Genomic DNA, 18295 nt, shown 5'->3' with positions numbered 1-18295 from the left:
AACGTTGCGCTAACCCTCCACGCCGAGGAAGGTAAACGGCGCGCTGGGCACGAAGTGCTGCAGCGCATCGCCGGCGAAGGTATTGCGCTGGTCACGGCCGAGATCGAGCTTGAGCACCTTGCCGCCGAAATCGACCTTGGTCAGGTCAACCCAGAAGGTGTTCGGTGTCAGTGCCGACTCGAAGAAATACAGGCGTCGCTTGTGGTCGGCCACCGTGCGCCAGCGGGTGGATGAGATGTTTGGCTCGCCCGGCGTGGTGATGCCGAACGGTACCGACACGTTGCGGATCACGCTGAACACACTGGCCAGCGCCTCCACCGGATCTTCCGCTTTCGGAATCGCGTTGATGTAGAACGACGCGCGCGCGAAGCGGTCGGCCGAACGGTTGGTGCCCGGCAGCATCACCGTGCCACCGATCTGCTGCCAGTAGCTGTTCAATGCCAACTGCTGGTCGAAGATCGGCGAATTGGTCATCACCTGGTAGCGGCGATCGTGGTGGATCACCTGGCGTCCGCCGATGTACTCGACGATCGCGCTGTCACCCGTGGCATCGGACAGCGACAGGTGCAGCGTCGCCTGACGGTCCTCGCCAGGCACCTTGTCGGTCACGATCGAATACGGCTCGCGCTGCAGGGCGGTCACCGCCTCCTCCACCGTCGCGAAATTATCCAGCACGTACTGCGCCCACAACGAGATCGACAGGCCGGGCTTGCCGCTGCGCTGGGCCGGATATTCCGACTCGACCAGCCACAGCAGGTTGGCGACCAGGCCCTTCTCGTTCATGCCGTCGGTGGTGGAAATGTCATAGCCGGTGGCCACCACGCTGCCGTAGCGCGCAGTCCAGGCGATCGACCCCGGCCCCGCCTTTCCGGTGCGCGCAATACCACGCGGCAACACGTAGAGATTGGTGGCCACGTCCACTTTCCAGTCCATCGAGCGGGCGGTGATGACATCACCGTTGTCGCCCAGATACACCGCGCGCGTGCAGGCCATCGCCGGCATTGCCGCCGTCGCCAGTGCCGCCGCCAGCAACGCGCTGCCTTTCCATTTCATCCGTGCCATGTTGTGCTCCGTTCCCCGGGAAGGGTGATCTGAACCCCGCAACGGTGAGACGAACGTGAAGCCTCAACGCAGCCAGCGATCATGCAGCCAGAAACCGGCCGCCATTGCGGGCACGAACCACAAGGCTTCGCGCGCGCCCACCGCAAACGCGGCCAGCGCGGGTCCTGGGCAATAGCCGACCCAGCCCCAGCCGATGCCGAACACTGCAGCGCCCAACAGCAAGCGCGCGTCGACAGCCTGCGCTGCCGGCAGCTGGAAGCGCTCGGCGCAGCATGGGCGTTGCCACCGCCGCAGCCAGAACTGACCCAGTGCACTGACCAGCAGCGCCGACGCCAGCACCCAGGCCAGCGTGGGATCGAAGTCGCCAGCCACATCGAGGAAACCGAGCACGCAACGCGGGTCGGTCATGCCGGCCAGCGCGAGGCCGGCACCAAACAGGCCACCGGCCGCGCCTGCGGACCAAACGCTGCGGCTCATGCCAGGCCTCCGCCGTGGCGTACCAGGAACGTAGTGAGCATCGCGCAGGCCATGAACACCAGCACCGCCACCAGCGATCGCCGCGATCCACGGGCGAGGCCACAGACACCGTGGCCGCTGGTGCAGCCGTTGCCCAGTCGCGTACCGACGCCCACCAGCACACCGGCAGCGATCAATTGCCAGGCCGGCAGGGCGTCACGCAGCAAGGCGCGTGGTGGTTGTCCCGCGCCCGCCTGCCAGCTCAGTACCGCCGCCGCAGCCACCATCAGTCCGAGCAGGAAGGCCCAGCGCCAACCACGATCACCGCGCGGCGCGGCCACGGCGCCTGCAGTGATGCCGCTGATGCCGGCCACCCGACCGAGCGTGGCCAGTAGCACCACTGCCGACGTACCGATCAGGCCGCCGCCTGCAATGGCCGCCCATGGCAGGTTCATACCCTGTCCCTCTGCATTGCGCGCATCGGCTTGCCCTTAAATTTAGATTTCTCTAAATTAGACTTTCCTGAACTATCGGGTCAAGCCATGCCCAGCATCACCACCGACAGTGCCGCGATGGCCGCGCATGCCGCACAGGCGGCGGGCCTGTTGAAATCGCTGGCTCACCCTGCGCGGCTGCGTGTGTTGTGTCGCCTGGTGGAAGGCGAAGCACCGGTGCCAGAACTGCAGGCCGTGACTGGCCTGAGCGCATCGGCGCTGTCACAGCATCTGGCCGTGCTGCGCACTCTGGATGTGGTGGCAACGCGGCGGCAGGCACAGACACTGCACTATCGGCTGCTGGAAGGCCCTGCGCTGGGCGTATTGCAGGCATTGCACGCGGCGTACTGCGCACCGCAGCGCTAGCGATCAGCCCGCGCTGAGCGCCGGCCGCACGACCTCGGTCAACAGATCCACCGCGGTCGGCCGCCCACTGTCGCCACGCACGGTGCGCGCGAACCCCGACCAGTCACCTGCGGAAAGCTGGCGCAGCAGCGCAGCGTCCACCGGCAACACGCGCATCGCCCAGTACGGAAACTGACGCTGGCCTACCCGGCCGCGCGCCAGTTCGACGATGTCGACATGGCTGCCGGCCTGCAGGATGCGCTCATACACCGAATCGATGCCATCGGGTGGGCCTTCGATATACTGCAGGAAGCGCTCGCCGTCATGCAGCAGCACACCCGTCACCCCTGCCATCTTGTTGAAGCGCGCGGCATCCTCGACCAGCGTCTGCAGACGTTCGGCAGACAGATCCGGCCTGGCCTGGCTGACATAGGCGATGGCACGCAGTGGCATGGAGCTTCCTTTGCAAGAGTGATGCCACGGTAGCAGTTGCGGACGAGTCCGTCTCAGCACGCTCACGCGTCAGCTGAAGAATTCAGGAAACGACCACGCTGCGTCCATCGCTGCGACGAGGCAGCACTGCCTCGAACACCACCTGTCCCGCGTCGTTGCGCGCGCTCAACCGTCCACCATGGGCACGCACGAACTGGTCAACGATGTACAGGCCCAGTCCGAGCCCGTTGCTCTGATGGAAGCTGGCCTTGAAGGGTTCGAACAATCGCGGCAGCAACGCTTCATCGACATGGCCGGCGTTGCGTACGCGCAGCGCAACCACGCGCGCATCTCCACCATCCACCTGTACCTGCACCGCTGCGTTGGCGCCATGGGTGAGTGCGTTGCCGACCAGGTTGGCGACCACCTGCCCCAAGCGATCCATGTCACCCTGCAGGGTCGCATCACCACGGACATCCAGCGCAATCCGATCGGTTCGATGACCGGCACCGGCCTCCACCAGCACCGCACGCGTCACCTCGGCCAGGTCGCAGGCACCGGTCTGCAGGCGCAGGCCACCGCTGCGGATCCGCGAGAAGTCCAGCAGCTGCTCGACCATGCGCGCCATCCGCAGTGTGCTGGCTTCCAGGTAGCTCAGTGTCTGCTGCGCGCCGGCATTGTCGGCCGGCAGTTCCAGCGACAGCTTGTCGGCACACAGCAGGATGGCCGACAACGGCGTGCGCAGGTCGTGGGTGAGCACCGCCGCCATGGTCTCGTTGAGCTTCAACGCGCGCTCCAGTGCTTCGTTGCGCGCCTTCAGCAGCTGCCGCTGCTGGTAGAGCTCGATGAACACATTGACCTTGCTGAGGATCACCTGCGGTGCAACCGGCTTGTGCAGGAAATCCACCGCGCCAGTCTCGTAGCCCTTGAACACCCGCAGCGGATCATCCGGCGAGGCGGTCAGGAAGATGATCGGCACATCACGGCTGCGCTGAGAGCCGCGCATCAGCTCGGCCAGCATGAAGCCATCGATTTCCGGCATGTGCACGTCCAGCAGCGCCAACGCCACCTCATGCTCCAGCAGCAGTTCCAGCGCCTGCGCGCCGGAGTCGGCCAGCAACAGGTTGACGCCCTCGCGGCGCAGCAGCGCCTGCATGGCCACCAGGTTCTGCGGCACGTCGTCGACGATCAGCAGGTTGACCGGCGCCTGCGACTGGGCAGGGTCCGGCGGCAGCAGGTTCATGCAAACAACTCCTTCAGGCGGCGACACATCAGTTCAAGGGGCAGCACGGCGTCGGCGCCGGCGTGCTGCAGGGCGGAGGCCGGCATCATCGATGCCTCGGCCTCCTCGGGGCATTGCAGCCAGGCCTGGCCGCCAGCGGCGCGCACCGCGGCCACGCCATCACTGCCATCGCTGCTGGCACCGGTCAGCAGGATCGCCAGCACGCGCGTGCCGAACACGGCTGCGGCCGATTCGAACAGCGGATCGATGGCCGGCCGCGAGAACAGCACCGGTTCGTCCATCGACAGTGCGATGGCCTGCGCGTCCTCCACCAGCAGGTGGTAGTCCGGCGGCGCGAACGTCACCGTTCCAGCCTGCAGGGGCTGCTTGTCCTCCGCTTCGCGCAGGGTCAGCGTGCAGAACGGCGTCAACACCTCGGCGATGCGGCTGGAACGGTCGCGTGGCAGATGCAGCACGACCAGTACCGGCACCGGCAGGGTGGCCGGCAACGCACCCAGCACGGTCTGCAGGGCGGCCACGCCACCGGCCGATGCGCCGATCACCACGACCTCAGGGCGGGACATCGCCACCATCAGGCCACCTTCCGGTACAGGCGGTGCTCCCGCGAACAGGCTTCGAACGCATCGTGGTGACGGCCGAACTGCAACGATTCCTTGCTGCCCAGGCCGAGGAAGCCGCGATGCACCAAGGCTTCGCGGAACAGCCCTACCGCCCGATCCTGCAGGTCGCGGTTGAAATAGATCAGCACATTGCGGCACGACACCAGGTGCACTTCCGAAAACACCGTGTCGGTGGCCAGGCTGTGGTCGGCAAACACCACGTTGCGACGCAACTGGCGCTCGAAGACCGCGCCGTCGTAGGCGGTGCTGTAATAATCCGACAGTGAAGCAGTGCCACCGGCGGCAAGGTAGTTGCGGCTGAACTGCGCCAGGCGGTCGATGCCGTAGGCGCCGGCTTCGGCCGTGGCCAGTGCCGCGGGGTTGATATCGGTGGCGTAGACGATGCTGCGCTCAAGCAGTCCTTCCTCGTGCAGCAGGATCACCAGCGACCACACTTCCTCGCCGGTACTGCAGCCGGCCACCCACAGCTTCACCGAAGGGTAGGTGCGCAGCACCGGTACCACCTGTTCGCGCAACTGCCGGAAATACTCCGGGTCACGGAACATCTCCGAGACCTGCACGGTGAAGAACTGCATGGCCTGGGCGAACAGCTCCGGCTCGTGCAGCAGCCGATGCTGCAGATCCGACAGGCGCTCGCACTCATAGCGCTGCATGGCCTGGCTGACGCGACGGCGCAGCGAGGACACCGCATAGCTGCGGAAGTCGTAGTGGTAGCGCTGGTACAGCGCTTCCAGCAGTACCTTCAGCTCCAGGTCGAACAGCGCCTGCTCGTTCATTGCCGCGAACACCAGACCCGGCACAGCGACACCAGCTTGTCCACGTCGATGGGCTTGGCGATGTAGTCGTTGGCACCGGCCTGCAGGCAACGCTCACGGTCATCGGGCATGGCCTTGGCGGTCAGCGCGATGATCGGCAGGTCCTGCAGGTGGCGCTGCGCGCGGATCTCGCGCATCGCCTGCAGGCCATCCTTCTCCGGCATCATGATGTCCATCAGCACCAGGTCCACCTCGCGCTGGGCCAGGCGGTCGACGGCCTCCTGGCCATTGCGGGCGATCTCCAGCGTGACCCCCAGCGGCTCCAGCACGCTGGACAGCGCGAAGATGTTGCGCACGTCGTCCTCGGCCAGCAGCACGGTGCGTCCGTCGAGCACGGTGTCGCGGCGGCGCGCTTCGCGCAGCAGGCGCTGCTGGTCGCTGGGCAGGTTGGCCTCCACGCTGTGCAGGAACAGCGTCACCTCGTCGAGCAGGCGCTCGGGCGAGCGTGCACCCTTGATGATGATGCTCTTGGAGTAGCGGCGCAGGCGCTGCTCTTCTTCGCGGCTGAGGGCACGGCCGGTATAGACGATGACCGGCGGGAAGCCGACATCATCGTTGCCTGCCATGTGCTCGAGCAGGTCGTAGCCACTGCCGTCGGGCAGCGACAGGTCCATCACCATGCAGTCGAAGGTGACCGTGCTCAGCTGCTCCACCGCTGCGGCAAGCGTACCGACAGCAGCGATCTGCAGCTGATCGCGGCCCAGCAGCAGTTCCAGGTTGCGGCGCAGGTCGTTGTCGTCTTCCACGATCAGCAGGCGCCGTACATCGCGCTGGCTGGTCTGTTCAAGCTGCTCGATGGCAGCCACCAGCCGCTCGCGCGTGGTCGGCTTGATAGCGAAACCGATCGCGCCCAGTTCGCGCGCCACTTGGCCGCGGTCCATGCCGGAGACTACATGCACCGGAATGTGCCGGGTGTCGGGGTTGCGCTTGAGCCGCTCGAGCACGGTCAGGCCCGAAACGTCGGGCAGGCCGATGTCCAGCAGGATGCCGTTGGGACGCAGGTCTGCCGCCAGTGCCAGCGCCTCTTCGGCAGTGGTGGCCACCACGCAGTCGAAATCGAGTTCGTGCGCCAGCGTCACCAGCGCTTCGGCGAAGACCGCATCATCTTCCACGGCCAGGATCAGTCGCCCGGCGTGGCGACGCCGGCCACGGTCATCTGCAACCGTGGCGACCACAGTGGCCGGGGCAGCGCTGGAGCGCTGGGCAACAGGTGCCGGTGCCGCAGTCGCGGCGGGGGCCGGCCGCACGGGCACGGCCACCGCGGCATCTGCGCGGGCCTCGGCCATCGGCGCACCCTGCAGGGGCAACTCGAGGATGAAGCAGCTGCCGCGGCCCGGCTCGCTGTCCACCTGGATGTCACCGCCCATGCGCACCGCAAGGTCGCGCGAGATCGACAGGCCCAGACCGGTGCCGCCGTAACGGCGGCGGGTGCTGCCATCGGCCTGGCGGAATGCTTCGAAGATCAGCTGCAACTGATCGCGTGCGATGCCGATGCCACTGTCGGCGACTTCGAAACGAATCCGGCCATTGCCGCCGTTGCGCACCTGCAGGCTGACCTTGCCGTGTTCAGTGAACTTCAGTGCATTGGCCAGCAGGTTCTTCAGGATCTGCTGCAGGCGCTGGTTGTCGGCCACCAGCTGGCTGGGGGCCAGGCCATCGGCCTCGATCTGCAAGGCCAGGCCCTTCTGCCGCGCCATCGGTTCGAAGGTTTCACGCAGCCGCTGCAGCACGCTGTCGACCACCACCACTTCATCGGCCAGTTCGACGTGCCCTGCTTCGATGCGCGACAGATCGAGGATGTCGTTGATCAGCGCCAGCAGGTCGTTGTTCGAGGACAGGATGGCGCGGGCGTACTTGACCTGCTCGTCGCTGAGCGCGCCGTCCTTGTTGTCGGCCAGCAGCTTGGCCAGGATCAGCGAACTGTTCAGCGGCGTGCGCAGCTCGTGCGACATGTTGGCCAGGAACTCGGACTTGTAGCGCGAGGTGGCGGCCAGTTCGTTGCTGTTGCGAACCAGCTGGCCCTGCGCGACCAGCAGCGCCTGCTTCTGCGCCTCCAGCTCGTGGGTGCGCTCTTCCAGCTGCACATTGCTCTGCTCAAGCTCGGCCTGCTGCTGTTCCAGATGGGTCTGCGACTGCATCAGGCTGCGGCTCTGCTCTTCCAGCTCTTCGTTGGCCACACGCAGCTCTTCCTGCTGTGCCTGCAGCTCTTCGCCCTGGCGCTGCGACTCCTCCAGCAGCACCATCAGCTGCCCGCGCAGCATCGAGGTACGCAGTGCCATGCCGATCGTTTCGGCGCAGCGCTCCAACAGTTCGTCATCCAGTGCACGCTGATCGCCCACCACCGACCTGCCGAGCTCGATCACGCCGACCACAGCGCCATCGCTGCTGATCGGGGTGAGGATGCGCTCGCGTACAGGCACACGTCCCAGGCTGGTCTGCAGCTCAAGAGGCGCCCCTTCGCCACCCTGCAGGTGGCGCGTCAGCTGGTCGCGGGCCACCTGCCCTGCCACCCCTTCCTGCAGGCCCAGCGTCGCCGGGATGCCGGTCGGCAACGCCAGTCCACCGGTCAGCTGCAGGCGACCGCCCTCAAGCCGATAAAGCGCTCCAACGTCCGCGCGCAGGTGGGTTGCCAGTGCCGTCACCGCCGCCTCGGCGATCTGTTCCGGTGCCAGCTCGCCCCGCAGGCCCAGCGATACCGCGTTCTCCGCTTCCTGCAGCCACAGCGCGCGCATCGCCTCGCGCCGTGCCTGGATGGCACGCGACGCGATGAGCGCGATCATCAGGAAGGCCGCACCACCAATGGATCGGTTGACGAACGAGAACGACGAATTGGTGCTGGCCGGGGCCACGTTGTAACCCACCGCCAGCAGCACGCAGGCGCTGAAGGCAACCACGAACGGCACGCGGGCGCTGCGCTGGAACACAGTGACGCCGATGGCCATGAAATAGGCCAGCCATACGGCATAGCCCAAGGGCACCACCAGTTCCAGCGCGGCGGTGGCCGCCACCAGCACCGCCGACATCATCCAGATCCAGCGGTCACGCGTAGTCGCACCAGGACGCATGCAGGTCGGTTCCACATTGGAAAAGGGAGGAGATGTTACTCCGTGTCGCATTCAGCCGCATACGACCAATGGCACGGGCGCAGCGTGCACACCTTCTTCACACTTCACTGCCTACGTTCTCGTCCCTCACAGAGGTAATACGCATTTCATCGTGGTCGCTGCCGCTTCGACGCCGTCCGTGTTGACGGACCCTTCCCGACAGCTGCGATTGCTGATCGACAGCGTGCGCGATCATGCGTTGTACCTGCTCGATCCCGATGGCATCGTCTGCAGCTGGAACCCCGGCGCCGAACGCATCAAGGGCTACCGGTCGGAAGAAGTCATCGGCACCCACTTCGGACGCTTCTACCTGCCGGCTGATCGCGATGCCGGCGAGCCGCAGCACCTGCTGCGACTGGCGGCGGAAAGCGGACACCATGCCGCCGAAGGTTGGCGGGTGCGCCGTGATGGGTCGCCGTTCCGTGCCAGCGTGGTCATCGAGTCGGTGGTCGAGCACGGCGAACTGGTGGGCTTTGTCAAGATCACCCGCGACATCACAGAACAGTGGCAGGCGCAACGGCTCCTGCGCGACGCGCAGCGGGCGTTGCGCCAGACCCAGCAGTTCGAGACGGTCGGCCAGCTCAGCCGTGGCCTTGCCCACGAGTTCAACAACCTGCTGACCACCATTGTCAATGCACTGGATCTGCTGTCCGCACGCATGGGTGATGATGCGCGTGCCAACGCCCTGCTCACCACCGCGCAGGCGGCCAGCGATCGTGGCGCACTGTTGACCCGGCAGCTGTTGGCCTTCAGCACCGGGCAGACCCTGATCCGCGAAACGCTGGACATCAATGCGCGGATCCGCGACTGGCTGCCCGCACTGCAGGCCACCTGCCCTGCCGGCGTCACCCTGGAAACCGCGCTGGCCGCCGGCCTGCCTGCGATACTGAGCGACACCGTGCAGCTGCAGACAGCGCTCACCAATCTGGTCGGCAACGCTGCGGATGCCACCGTCGGTGGCGGCCGGGTACTGATCGCCACCGCGCTGGAACACCGCATGGACCCCGACGCCGACACATCCCGGCAACGGACCTATGTAACGTTGAGCGTCTGCGATGAGGGCCATGGCATGGCCCCGGACATCGCCGAGCGCGCGACCGAACCCTTCTTCACCACCAAGGACATCGGCAAGGGCAGCGGTCTGGGCCTGAGCCAGGTGTTCGGATTCACCACCCAGAGCGGCGGCTTCGTTGATGTGTCCACCACGCCCGGTGTCGGCACCACGGTCAGCCTGCTGCTCCCTGCCACCGAGGACCCCGCACATGACCGATGATCCGATCCGCGTATTGATGGTGGAGGACCAGACCGATCTGCGCGAGATGATCGGGCTGGCCCTGCGCGACTTCGGCATCGACGTGGCGACCACGGCGGATGCGCAGGAAGCAGTCGCCCTGCTGCAGGGTGGCGCGCGTTTCGATGTGGTATTCAGTGACATCAGCATGCCCAACGGCATGTCCGGCATCGAGCTGAGCGAGCATGTGGCGCGGGACCAGCCGCAGGCGCGGATGATCCTCTCCTCCGGCTATGCGCGCTCGCAGTTGCCGCCGTTGCCCGAGCAGGTGGAATTCCTGCCCAAGCCTTACCGGTTGCGGCAGCTGGTGGAGTTGCTCAAGCAGGCCTGAGTCGCCGTTGCGACGCCAGGCATGGCCTGGCACTACCTCGAATCGACCCTCATGGGCCCGCCAGGCATGGCCTGGCGCGCCGCGCTCCTACGCCGCGCTCCTACCAGGGCACGAAGAGCAGGATCAGCAGAATCACCAGCAGCACTGCGGCGACGGTCAACAGCACGTTGCGCTGGCGCCAGGAAGGTTTGGGGGTGCCGGGGGTGTTCATGGGGGCGCTCCTGGGCAACCGATGGGGACAGCACCAGACTGCCGAGTCCGCTTGCAGCAGCGCGTGCAGATGATGTGCAGCGGGAGTGCAGAGCACTGCCCGTTCTCGGCTCAGACCGCCGGGCGGGCCATGAACAGCAGCTCCGGCGTGGATGCGTCTTCGCTGGCAACGAAGCCAAGCGCGCGGTACAGCGCCACGGCCGCCGGATTGTCCCGATAGACTTTCAACGTCAGTTGCAGTGCGTCGGTACGACGAACGGCTTCGGCGCACAGTGCGGTCACCAGCACCCGGCCCAGGCCACGGCCGCGCGCCTGCGGCGACACGATGATGCGCCCAAGGTGGGTGCTGCCAGGTGCCGTCTGCCAATACTGGCCAAAGCCCATGCAGGTGCCGTCGGCATCCAGCAGCGTCCAGCCTGGGCGCGAAGGCAACGCCAATGCAGCGGCGAAGGCATCGGCAGGCAACGGAAACGGCACGCCGGGGCCGGCCCAGCGCAGGGTCGCCCCAGGCGAGTCGAGCCAGCCGGCGATGACCGCGAAGTGTGAAGGCTGAACAGGCTGCAGGAGGTGATCCATGGCGCCGACGCTGTTGCGGGCGCGCGTCGATGCGCCCTACGTGGATGGTGACCCCGGCCCGATTCGAACGGGCGACCTTCCCCTTAGGAGGGGGACGCTCTATCCAGCTGAGCTACGGGGCCATGCAGCCGCCAAGTTTACAGGCAAGCCGCCCTGCCCTCCAAGCATTCATCTGCCACACCGCTGCCACTGGCGCGGCGCACCATGGCAGTTCCGGTCGCTCTGCTACCATCGGCGGCTCAGTTCGTCGCGCCCCCACCTGCCCGCGACGGCACCAAACACAACGTAACGAAACACAGGAGTCTGCATGTCTTCCGAGCTGCTCAAGTCCCTTGGTCTGGACGCGATCAACGCTGGCACCTACCTGGGCAACGGGGAGTGGTCGAGCGCTACCGGCGGTGAACTGATCACCCCGATCAATCCGACCACCGGCGAGCCGATCGCGCAGGTCCGCGCCACCACCGAAGCCGAGTACGAAACCGTCATTGCGCGCGCGCAGGAGGCCTTCAAGGTCTGGCGCACCACCCCGGCCCCGCGTCGCGGTGAAGCCGTGCGCCTGTGCGGCGAAGCGCTGCGCAAGCACAAGGATGCGCTGGGTTCGCTGGTCGCGCTGGAAATGGGCAAGAGCAAGCCCGAAGGCGACGGTGAAGTGCAGGAGATGATCGACATCGCCGACTTCGCCGTGGGCCAGAGCCGCATGCTGTACGGCTACACCATGCATTCCGAGCGCCCGGGCCACCGCATGTACGAGCAGTACCAGCCGCTCGGCCTGGTCGGCATCATCAGCGCGTTCAACTTCCCGGTCGCGGTGTGGGCCTGGAACTCGTTCCTGGCCACGATCTGCGGCGACATCTGCCTGTGGAAGCCGTCCAACAAGACCCCGCTGACCGCCATCGCCTCGATGCGCATCTGCAATGAAGCACTGCGCGATGCCGGTTTCCCGGACCTGTTCTTCCTGATCAACGACGCCGGCACCGTGCTGTCGGAAAAGATGGTGGCCGACAAGCGCGTGCCGCTGATCAGCTTCACTGGTTCGACCCAGGTTGGCCGCACCGTCGCCGAGAAGGTCGCGCACCGCCTCGGCCGTTGCCTGCTGGAACTGGGCGGCAACAACGCGATCATCCTCGATGAAACCGCCGACCTGAAGCTGGCGATCCCCGGCATCGTGTTCGGCGCGGTCGGCACCGCTGGCCAGCGTTGCACCACAACCCGTCGCCTGATCGTGCACGAATCCATCCATGACGACGTGCTGGCCACGCTGGTCAAGGCGTACAAGCAGGTGGAAGGCAAGATCGGCGATCCGACCGACCCGGCCAACCTGATGGGCCCGCTGAACAGCGACGGTGCCGTGCAGCAGTTCCTGGCCTCCATCGAAAAGGCCAAGGCCAGCGGCGGCACCATCGAAACCGGCGGCACGCGCATTGACCGCGCCGGCAATTTCGTGCTGCCGGCCATTGTCACCGGCCTGAAGAACAGCGATGAAGTGGTGCAGCACGAGACCTTCGCGCCGATCCTGTACGTGATGAAGTACAGCACGCTGGACGAAGCCATCGACATGCAGAACGGCGTGCCGCAGGGCCTGTCCTCCTCGATCTTCACCACCAACCTGAAGACCGCCGAGCGCTTCCTGTCGGCGGCCGGTTCGGACTGCGGCATCGCCAACGTCAACATCGGCACCTCCGGTGCGGAAATCGGTGGCGCCTTCGGTGGCGAGAAGGATACCGGCGGTGGTCGCGAATCCGGTTCGGATGCATGGAAGGTCTACATGCGCCGCCAGACCAACACCATCAACTATTCGGATTCGCTGCCGCTGGCCCAGGGCATCAAGTTCGACCTGTGATGGCAGAGACCGCGCCTCTGCGCGATGGCCGGCCGGTGATCGATTTCACCGGCCGCCGGGTGTTGATCGCCGGCGGCAGCAAGGGGATCGGCCGCGAACTGGCGCTGGCGTTTGCTGGCGCCGGTGCGCAGGTTTCGGCCTGCGCGCGCGGCCAGGCCGGCCTCGACGCCCTGCAGGCCGATGCGCAAGCACAGGGCACGCAACTGCACACCTTCTCCGCCGATCTGGGTGATCCTGCCCGGATCAGCGCCTGGCTGCAGGCCGCTGCCGACACGCTCGGCGGCATCGATGTGCTGGTCAACAACGCCACCGGCTATGGCATGGCCGATGACGAAGACGGCTGGGCCGCCAGCCTGCAGATCGACCTGATGGCCGCTGTCCGCGCATCGCGCCTTGCGTTGCCGTGGCTGCGCGCCTCGTCCGATGCCTGCATCCTCAATCTTTCCTCGATCGCCGCGCAGCAGCCGCGTCCCGGCGGGGCACCGTATGCGGCGGCCAAGGCCGCGCTCTCGCACTACACCACCTCGCAGGCGCTGGCACTGGCGTCGGACCGGATCCGGGTCAACGCCATTGCACCAGGCTCGATCGAATTCGCCGACGGTCTCTGGGATCGCCGTCGTATCGAAGATCCGGCGCTGTACCACGGCACCCTGGCGAAGATTCCGTTCGGCCGCTTCGGGCAGCCGCGCGAGATCGCCGATGCCGCGCTGTTCCTGTGCTCGCCACTGGCGCGCTGGATCACCGGCCACGTGCTCAACGTCGATGGCGGCCAGGTGCTGATGGGCTAGCGCCGATACCTCGGTAGCCGCCAACCTTGGTTGGCGGTGCCTTCGTCGACCAAGGTCGACGCCTACCAACACCACCCCGCTCCCGGCTCCGATGGTTGCCAACCTTGCCTGGCAGCCTGGCATTGGCCGGACCATGGGATTGCCGGAGCAGAGGCACTATCATGTCGGCACTGCCACGGAGGACTCGATGAGCGTGCCACCCCGACAGAGCAACGCCCTGGCCGTGGTCAGCCTGATCGCGGGCATCTGCAGCTGGACCGTGCTGCCGGGTGTCGCCGCCCTCGTTGCGATCATCACCGGGCACCTGGCCCGCGCCGAGATCCGCCGCCGTGCTGGCGAACAGGAAGGCGATGGCATGGCCCTGGCCGGGCTGATCATGGGCTGGCTCAATATCCTCGCTGCGGTGGGCCTGGTGGCCATCCTGATCTTCGCGATGGTGGCGGCCGGTGCCGACGCCAAACCTGGACTGCGCTGGTGAAAGCACGATGACCTCCCCGGACAGCACTGAACGCTTCAGCAGCCGCGTCGCGGACTATGTCCGCTACCGCCCCGACTATCCGGTCGCGCTGATGGACTGGCTGCATGGCCCCATGGCCGTGGCAACCAGCGCGCTGGTTGCTGACATCGGCGCAGGCACCGGCATCTCCAGCCGGCAGTTCCTGGCCGCCGGCCATCCACTGGTCGCCGTCGAACCCAACGCGGCGATGCGCGCCGCCGCCGAACACTGGCTGGCGCCGCAGTATCCGCACTTCTCCGCCGTCGATGGCCGCGCCGAGGCCACCGGCCTGGCCGATGCCAGCGTTGACCTGGTCAGTGCCGCGCAGGCTTTCCACTGGTTCGACACCGTGGCCGTGCGCGCCGAGTGGCAGCGCATCCTGCGCCCCGGCGGCCTGGCACTGATCTACTGGAATTCGCGCCTGCTCGATGCCAGCCCGTTCCTGGTCGGCTACGAACAACTGCTGCTGGACTACGGCACCGACTACACCGCGGTGGCCGAACGCTACCAGGACGACGCCACCATGCAGGCCTGGTTCGGCTCCGGCCTGCGCGGCATGGTGCAACTGCCGAACGTGCAGCACCTGGACCTGGACGCCCTGAGCGGACGCCTGCTGTCCTCTTCCTACGCGCCGCAGCCCGGCCATCCGCGCCACGCGCCGATGCTGGCTGCGCTGCAGGACCTGTTCGCCGCCCACGCGGTCGACGGCCAGGTCGCTTTTGAATATCGAACCCGAGCCTTCCTCGGCACGCTGGACTGAAACCTACGCATGTATTCGCTTGCCCGCCCCTTCCTGTTTTCGCTCGACGCTGAACGCGCCCACGGTCTCGGCCTGTCCGCTCTGGACCTGGCCTATCGCACCGGCACCACGCCGCTGGTGGCCGCACGCATCGCGCCGATGCCCAGCACGGTGTTCGGGCTGACGTTCCCCAATCCGGTCGGCCTTGCTGCTGGACTGGACAAGAATGGCGAGCACATCGATGCACTGTTCGCGCTGGGTTTCGGCTTCGTGGAGATCGGCACGATCACGCCACGACCGCAGGCCGGCAACCCGAAGCCGCGCCTGTTCCGGCTGCCGGCGCACAACGCGATCATCAACCGCATGGGCTTCAACAATGCAGGCGTGGATGCGCTGGTACGCAACGTCGAACGCGCGCGCAACCGGCGCGGCCTGCTCGGCATCAACATCGGCAAGAACAAGGACACCCCCAACGAACAGGCCGCCGATGACTACATCGCCTGCATGGACAAGGTGTACCCGCTGGCCGATTACATCACCGTAAACATTTCCTCGCCCAATACCGCTGGCCTGCGCGAACTGCAGGAAGAGACCGCGCTGCGGCAGCTGGTCAGCCAGCTACGTGAGCGCCAGGAAGCACTGGCTACGCAGCATGGCCGGCGCGTGCCGATGCTGGTCAAGGTGGCCCCGGACCTCAACGAGCGCGACATCGACGCCGCCGCGCGCGTGCTGGGCGAACTGCAGGTGGACGGTGTGATCGCCACCAACACCACCATCGACCACAGCCGCGTTGCCGGCGATCCGCTGGCCAATGAAGCCGGCGGCCTTTCCGGTGCACCAGTGCTGGAGCAGTCCACCCTGGTGCTGCGCCGCCTGCGCGCGCGCCTGCCGGAATCGGTGCCGCTGGTCGGTGTCGGCGGCATCCTTTCCGGTGCCGACGCCGTGGCCAAGATGGCCGCCGGTGCGGCGCTGGTGCAGTGCTACAGCGGCCTGATCTTCAAGGGCCCGGCCCTGGTCGCCGACTGTGTGGAGGCGATCCGGCGCCGACGCGAAGCGCCCAGCCGCGGCGCGGTGGCACCGCTGTGAGTACCCCCATGGACGACACAAACAACACTGCAGCACCGCTGCGCTGGACCCTGACCCGCAACGCACCGCTGCAGGCCCTGAACACCTTCCACGTGCAGGCCAACGCCGCGCAGTTGCTGGAACTGCACGATGCCGCGCTGCTGCCGGAGGTCCTGGCCCTGCCGGATGTGGCCGATGGCCCGCTGCTGGTGCTCGGCAGCGGCAGCAACGTACTGATCGCCGACGACCTGCCCGGCACCGTGCTGGTGTTCGGCAACCGCGAAATCAGTTTCCTCGAACACCGTGCGGACCACGCCGTGATCCGCGCCGGAGCCGGCGTGTCCTGGCATGGGTTGGTGATGTGGTCGCTGCAGGAAGGCCTGTCCGGTTTGGAAAACCTGGCGCTGATTCCCGGCACGGCCGGTGCGTCGCCGATCCAGAACATCGGCGCCTATGGCGCACAGGTCGGCGAGTTCATCCAGACCGTAGAGGCCTGGGACTGCCTGGAAAAGACCTGGGTACGGCTGGACAACGAACAGTGCGGCTTTGCCTACCGCGACAGTGTGTTCAAGCAGGAGCCGGACCGTTACCTGATCACCGCCATTGAACTGAAACTGCCACTGCTGCATGACCTGCGCATGGGCTACGCCGGCATCCGCGAAGAACTGCAGGCGCAGGGCGTGGAACTGCCGAGTGCGGTGGACGTCGCCAATGCGGTGATCGCGATCCGTCGCCGCAAGCTGCCCGACCCGGATGTGCTGGGCAACGCGGGCAGCTTCTTCAAGAACCCGATGCTGCCGCTGGAACAGGTGGAGGTGCTGCTGCAGCACTTCCCCGAGCTGCCAGTGTTCCCGGCAGACCGTGACGACCGGCGCAAGGTCTCGGCCGCCTGGATGATCGAATCCTGCGGCTGGAAAGGCTTCCGCGAGGGTGATGCCGGCGTTGCGCCCAGCCATGCATTGGTGCTGGTCAACCACGGCAACGCCACCGGCACCGAACTGCTGGCGCTGGCACGGCGGATCTCCGCCTCGGTGCTGGAAAAATTCGGCGTACCGATCGAACCGGAGCCTCGCCTGCTCGGCGCACAGTGGTGAGCACACCGGCCCTACCCGCCAGCGCCACTCCATTGCGGGCGGCGCTGCTGATGCTCGGCAGCACCATGGCGTTCGGCCTGATGGCGGTGGCGATCCGCTACGCCACCCGCTACGTGCCGACCCAGGAAGTGGCGTTCTTCCGCAATGCCTTCGGCCTGCTTGCCCTGCTGCCGATGTTGCTGCGCCCAGGCCATGCCCCGCTGAAGACCCAGCAGCTGCCGCGCTATTTCGTGCGCAGCGCGATCGGCCTGGGGTCGATGCTGTGTGCGTTCTGGGCGTTGGGCCACCTGCCACTGGCACAGGCCGTTTCGCTGTCCTACTCCACGCCCTTGTTCGTCACCATCGCGGCGGTGCTGTGGCTGGGCGAGACGGTACGCGTACGGCGCTGGGCGGCGGTGGTGGTCGGTTTCATCGGCGTGCTGGTGATCGTGCGGCCGGGCACCGCCGGTTTCACGTCCGGCAGCCTGATTGCCGTGGCCGCCGCCGTGCTCAGCTCGCTGGTGGCGATCCAGATCAAGCAGCTCACCCGCATCGACAGCGCCGACACCGTGGTGCTCTACACCTACGTGTTCTGGGTGCCGCTGTCACTGATTCCGGCGCTGTTCGTCTGGGTCTGGCCCGCCGGCATCGCCTGGGTCTGGCTGCTGGCCACCGGCGTGCTGGGCACCATCGGCCAGTTGCTGTGGACGCGCGCATTGCGCCTGGGCGAAGTTTCCGCGCTGACCCCGATCAGCTTCCTGCAGTTGCCGCTGGTGACCCTGTGCGGCTGGCTGCTGTTTGCCGAGACGGTTGATCGCTGGACGATCATTGGCGCTGGCATCATTCTCGCCGCCAACGCCTACATCGCCCACCGCGAAGCAGTGCTGTCACGACGTGCAGCGAGCGTCGCAGCGAGTGCGGCGGCCAAGCCGGCAGAGTAAGGGTTCTGACCGGGCTGCGCCCGGCACCCGCGGTAGTGCCGGCCGCTGGCCGGCAACCGAAGCAACAGCCGAAGCAACTTCAACAGCGGCATTCCGTGGGATGGCGGGGTGGTGTCGGATTGCGGGGACGCCGTAAATACGTCCCTGTAGGCTTGGCCGCGGCATCCATGCCGCGGACACCCCGCAATCCGACACCACCCCACCTCTGACAGATCTCCGCGATCGGGTAGATCCACGCCATGCGTGGATGAATCTCCATGGAAATCGAACATTTCGACAATTGATTGAAGAGCATCCACGCATGGCGTGGATCTACGTGTCGACCAAGGTCGACACCCACCAAGAGCAAGCCACGCCATCCAGACAGATTGCGG

19 protein-coding genes and 1 tRNA gene are annotated in these 18295 nt (G+C 66.5%); 10 read left to right on the top strand and 10 right to left on the bottom strand.

What is annotated here, in order from left to right; all coding sequences use genetic code 11:
• Positions 1–9: 9 nt before the first annotated feature.
• From ACEF39_RS09170 to ACEF39_RS09160, 3 genes are all read right to left on the bottom strand, one after another.
• Entirely contained in the window at positions 10–1062 is a 1053-nt protein-coding gene (locus tag ACEF39_RS09170) for a linear amide C-N hydrolase (RefSeq protein WP_336027679.1), read from the bottom strand.
• A gap of 63 nt (positions 1063–1125) precedes the next feature.
• The gene (locus ACEF39_RS09165; RefSeq protein WP_500287714.1) at positions 1126–1539 is read right to left on the bottom strand and encodes a DUF6691 family protein; all 414 of its coding nucleotides are present in this window, start codon (positions 1537–1539) and stop codon (positions 1126–1128) included.
• Positions 1536–1973, bottom strand: coding sequence for a YeeE/YedE family protein (locus ACEF39_RS09160; protein WP_500287713.1), 438 nt, complete (start codon positions 1971–1973; stop codon positions 1536–1538). The genes ACEF39_RS09165 and ACEF39_RS09160 overlap by 4 nt, the downstream gene beginning before the upstream one ends.
• An 87-nt stretch (positions 1974–2060) precedes the next feature.
• Here ACEF39_RS09160 and ACEF39_RS09155 point away from each other — a divergent pair, with 87 nt between their 5' ends.
• Positions 2061–2378, top strand: a complete 318-nt coding sequence (locus tag ACEF39_RS09155; RefSeq protein WP_500287712.1) for a metalloregulator ArsR/SmtB family transcription factor — start codon at positions 2061–2063, stop codon at positions 2376–2378.
• 3 nt (positions 2379–2381) lie between these two features.
• Here the strand turns inward: ACEF39_RS09155 and ACEF39_RS09150 are convergent, their stop codons facing one another.
• The 5 genes from ACEF39_RS09150 to ACEF39_RS09130 form a co-directional block, all read right to left on the bottom strand.
• Positions 2382–2810: a BLUF domain-containing protein gene (locus ACEF39_RS09150; protein WP_500287711.1), complete on the bottom strand. Its 429-nt coding sequence runs from the start codon at positions 2808–2810 to the stop codon at positions 2382–2384.
• Positions 2811–2892: 82 nt separating this feature from the next.
• Positions 2893–4032, bottom strand: a complete 1140-nt coding sequence (locus ACEF39_RS09145; RefSeq protein ID WP_500287710.1) for a hybrid sensor histidine kinase/response regulator — start codon at positions 4030–4032, stop codon at positions 2893–2895.
• Entirely contained in the window at positions 4029–4604 is a 576-nt protein-coding gene (locus ACEF39_RS09140; protein WP_500287709.1) for a chemotaxis protein CheB, read from the bottom strand. Before ACEF39_RS09140 ends, ACEF39_RS09145 begins: the two co-directional genes overlap by 4 nt.
• On the bottom strand, positions 4604–5428 hold the full coding sequence (locus ACEF39_RS09135) for a CheR family methyltransferase (RefSeq protein WP_500287708.1): 825 nt from the start codon (positions 5426–5428) through the stop codon (positions 4604–4606). Before ACEF39_RS09135 ends, ACEF39_RS09140 begins: the two co-directional genes overlap by 1 nt.
• Positions 5425–8532, bottom strand: a complete 3108-nt coding sequence (locus tag ACEF39_RS09130) for a response regulator (protein WP_500287707.1) — start codon at positions 8530–8532, stop codon at positions 5425–5427. Before ACEF39_RS09130 ends, ACEF39_RS09135 begins: the two co-directional genes overlap by 4 nt.
• Before the next feature lie 151 nt (positions 8533–8683).
• Here ACEF39_RS09130 and ACEF39_RS09125 point away from each other — a divergent pair, with 151 nt between their 5' ends.
• Both ACEF39_RS09125 and ACEF39_RS09120 read left to right on the top strand, forming a co-directional pair.
• A complete protein-coding gene (locus ACEF39_RS09125; protein ID WP_500287706.1) occupies positions 8684–9844 on the top strand; it encodes a two-component system sensor histidine kinase NtrB in 1161 nt (386 codons plus the stop codon).
• On the top strand, positions 9834–10193 hold the full coding sequence (locus ACEF39_RS09120; RefSeq protein ID WP_500287705.1) for a response regulator: 360 nt from the start codon (positions 9834–9836) through the stop codon (positions 10191–10193). Before ACEF39_RS09125 ends, ACEF39_RS09120 begins: the two co-directional genes overlap by 11 nt.
• A gap of 321 nt (positions 10194–10514) precedes the next feature.
• On the opposite strand, the gene ACEF39_RS09115 is transcribed toward ACEF39_RS09120, so the two are convergent.
• Both ACEF39_RS09115 and ACEF39_RS09110 read right to left on the bottom strand, forming a co-directional pair.
• Positions 10515–10979 carry a GNAT family N-acetyltransferase gene (locus tag ACEF39_RS09115; protein WP_500287704.1) on the bottom strand — a complete coding sequence of 155 codons (465 nt, stop codon included), beginning with the start codon at positions 10977–10979 and terminating at the stop codon, positions 10515–10517.
• 45 nt (positions 10980–11024) lie between these two features.
• A tRNA-Arg gene (locus ACEF39_RS09110) sits at positions 11025–11101 on the bottom strand.
• A gap of 185 nt (positions 11102–11286) precedes the next feature.
• On the opposite strand from ACEF39_RS09110, the gene amaB reads away from it, so the two are divergent.
• The 7 genes from amaB (at position 11287) to ACEF39_RS09075 (ending at position 17921) form a co-directional block, all read left to right on the top strand.
• Positions 11287–12819, top strand: coding sequence for an L-piperidine-6-carboxylate dehydrogenase (amaB, locus tag ACEF39_RS09105; protein ID WP_500287703.1), 1533 nt, complete (start codon positions 11287–11289; stop codon positions 12817–12819).
• The gene (locus ACEF39_RS09100) at positions 12819–13607 is read left to right on the top strand and encodes an SDR family NAD(P)-dependent oxidoreductase (RefSeq protein WP_500287702.1); all 789 of its coding nucleotides are present in this window, start codon (positions 12819–12821) and stop codon (positions 13605–13607) included. The genes amaB and ACEF39_RS09100 overlap by 1 nt, the downstream gene beginning before the upstream one ends.
• 187 nt (positions 13608–13794) lie before the next feature.
• Positions 13795–14085, top strand: a complete 291-nt coding sequence (locus ACEF39_RS09095; RefSeq protein WP_205405631.1) for a DUF4190 domain-containing protein — start codon at positions 13795–13797, stop codon at positions 14083–14085.
• Between the two features lie 7 nt (positions 14086–14092).
• The gene (locus ACEF39_RS09090) at positions 14093–14863 is read left to right on the top strand and encodes a class I SAM-dependent methyltransferase (protein ID WP_180166892.1); all 771 of its coding nucleotides are present in this window, start codon (positions 14093–14095) and stop codon (positions 14861–14863) included.
• Between the two features lie 9 nt (positions 14864–14872).
• Entirely contained in the window at positions 14873–15928 is a 1056-nt protein-coding gene (locus ACEF39_RS09085) for a quinone-dependent dihydroorotate dehydrogenase (RefSeq protein WP_500287701.1), read from the top strand.
• 8 nt (positions 15929–15936) lie between these two features.
• On the top strand, positions 15937–17001 hold the full coding sequence (gene murB / locus ACEF39_RS09080) for a UDP-N-acetylmuramate dehydrogenase (protein ID WP_500287700.1): 1065 nt from the start codon (positions 15937–15939) through the stop codon (positions 16999–17001).
• A gap of 50 nt (positions 17002–17051) precedes the next feature.
• Positions 17052–17921: a DMT family transporter gene (locus ACEF39_RS09075; protein ID WP_181392997.1), complete on the top strand. Its 870-nt coding sequence runs from the start codon at positions 17052–17054 to the stop codon at positions 17919–17921.
• Positions 17922–18295 lie beyond the last annotated feature (374 nt).

Source organism: Stenotrophomonas indicatrix, assembly GCA_041545745.1.
GTDB classification, from domain to species: Bacteria; Pseudomonadota; Gammaproteobacteria; order Xanthomonadales; family Xanthomonadaceae; genus Stenotrophomonas; species Stenotrophomonas indicatrix_A.
Note: the sequence above shows the minus strand (reverse complement) of the source record. Positions and strands in the feature narration are given on the sequence as shown.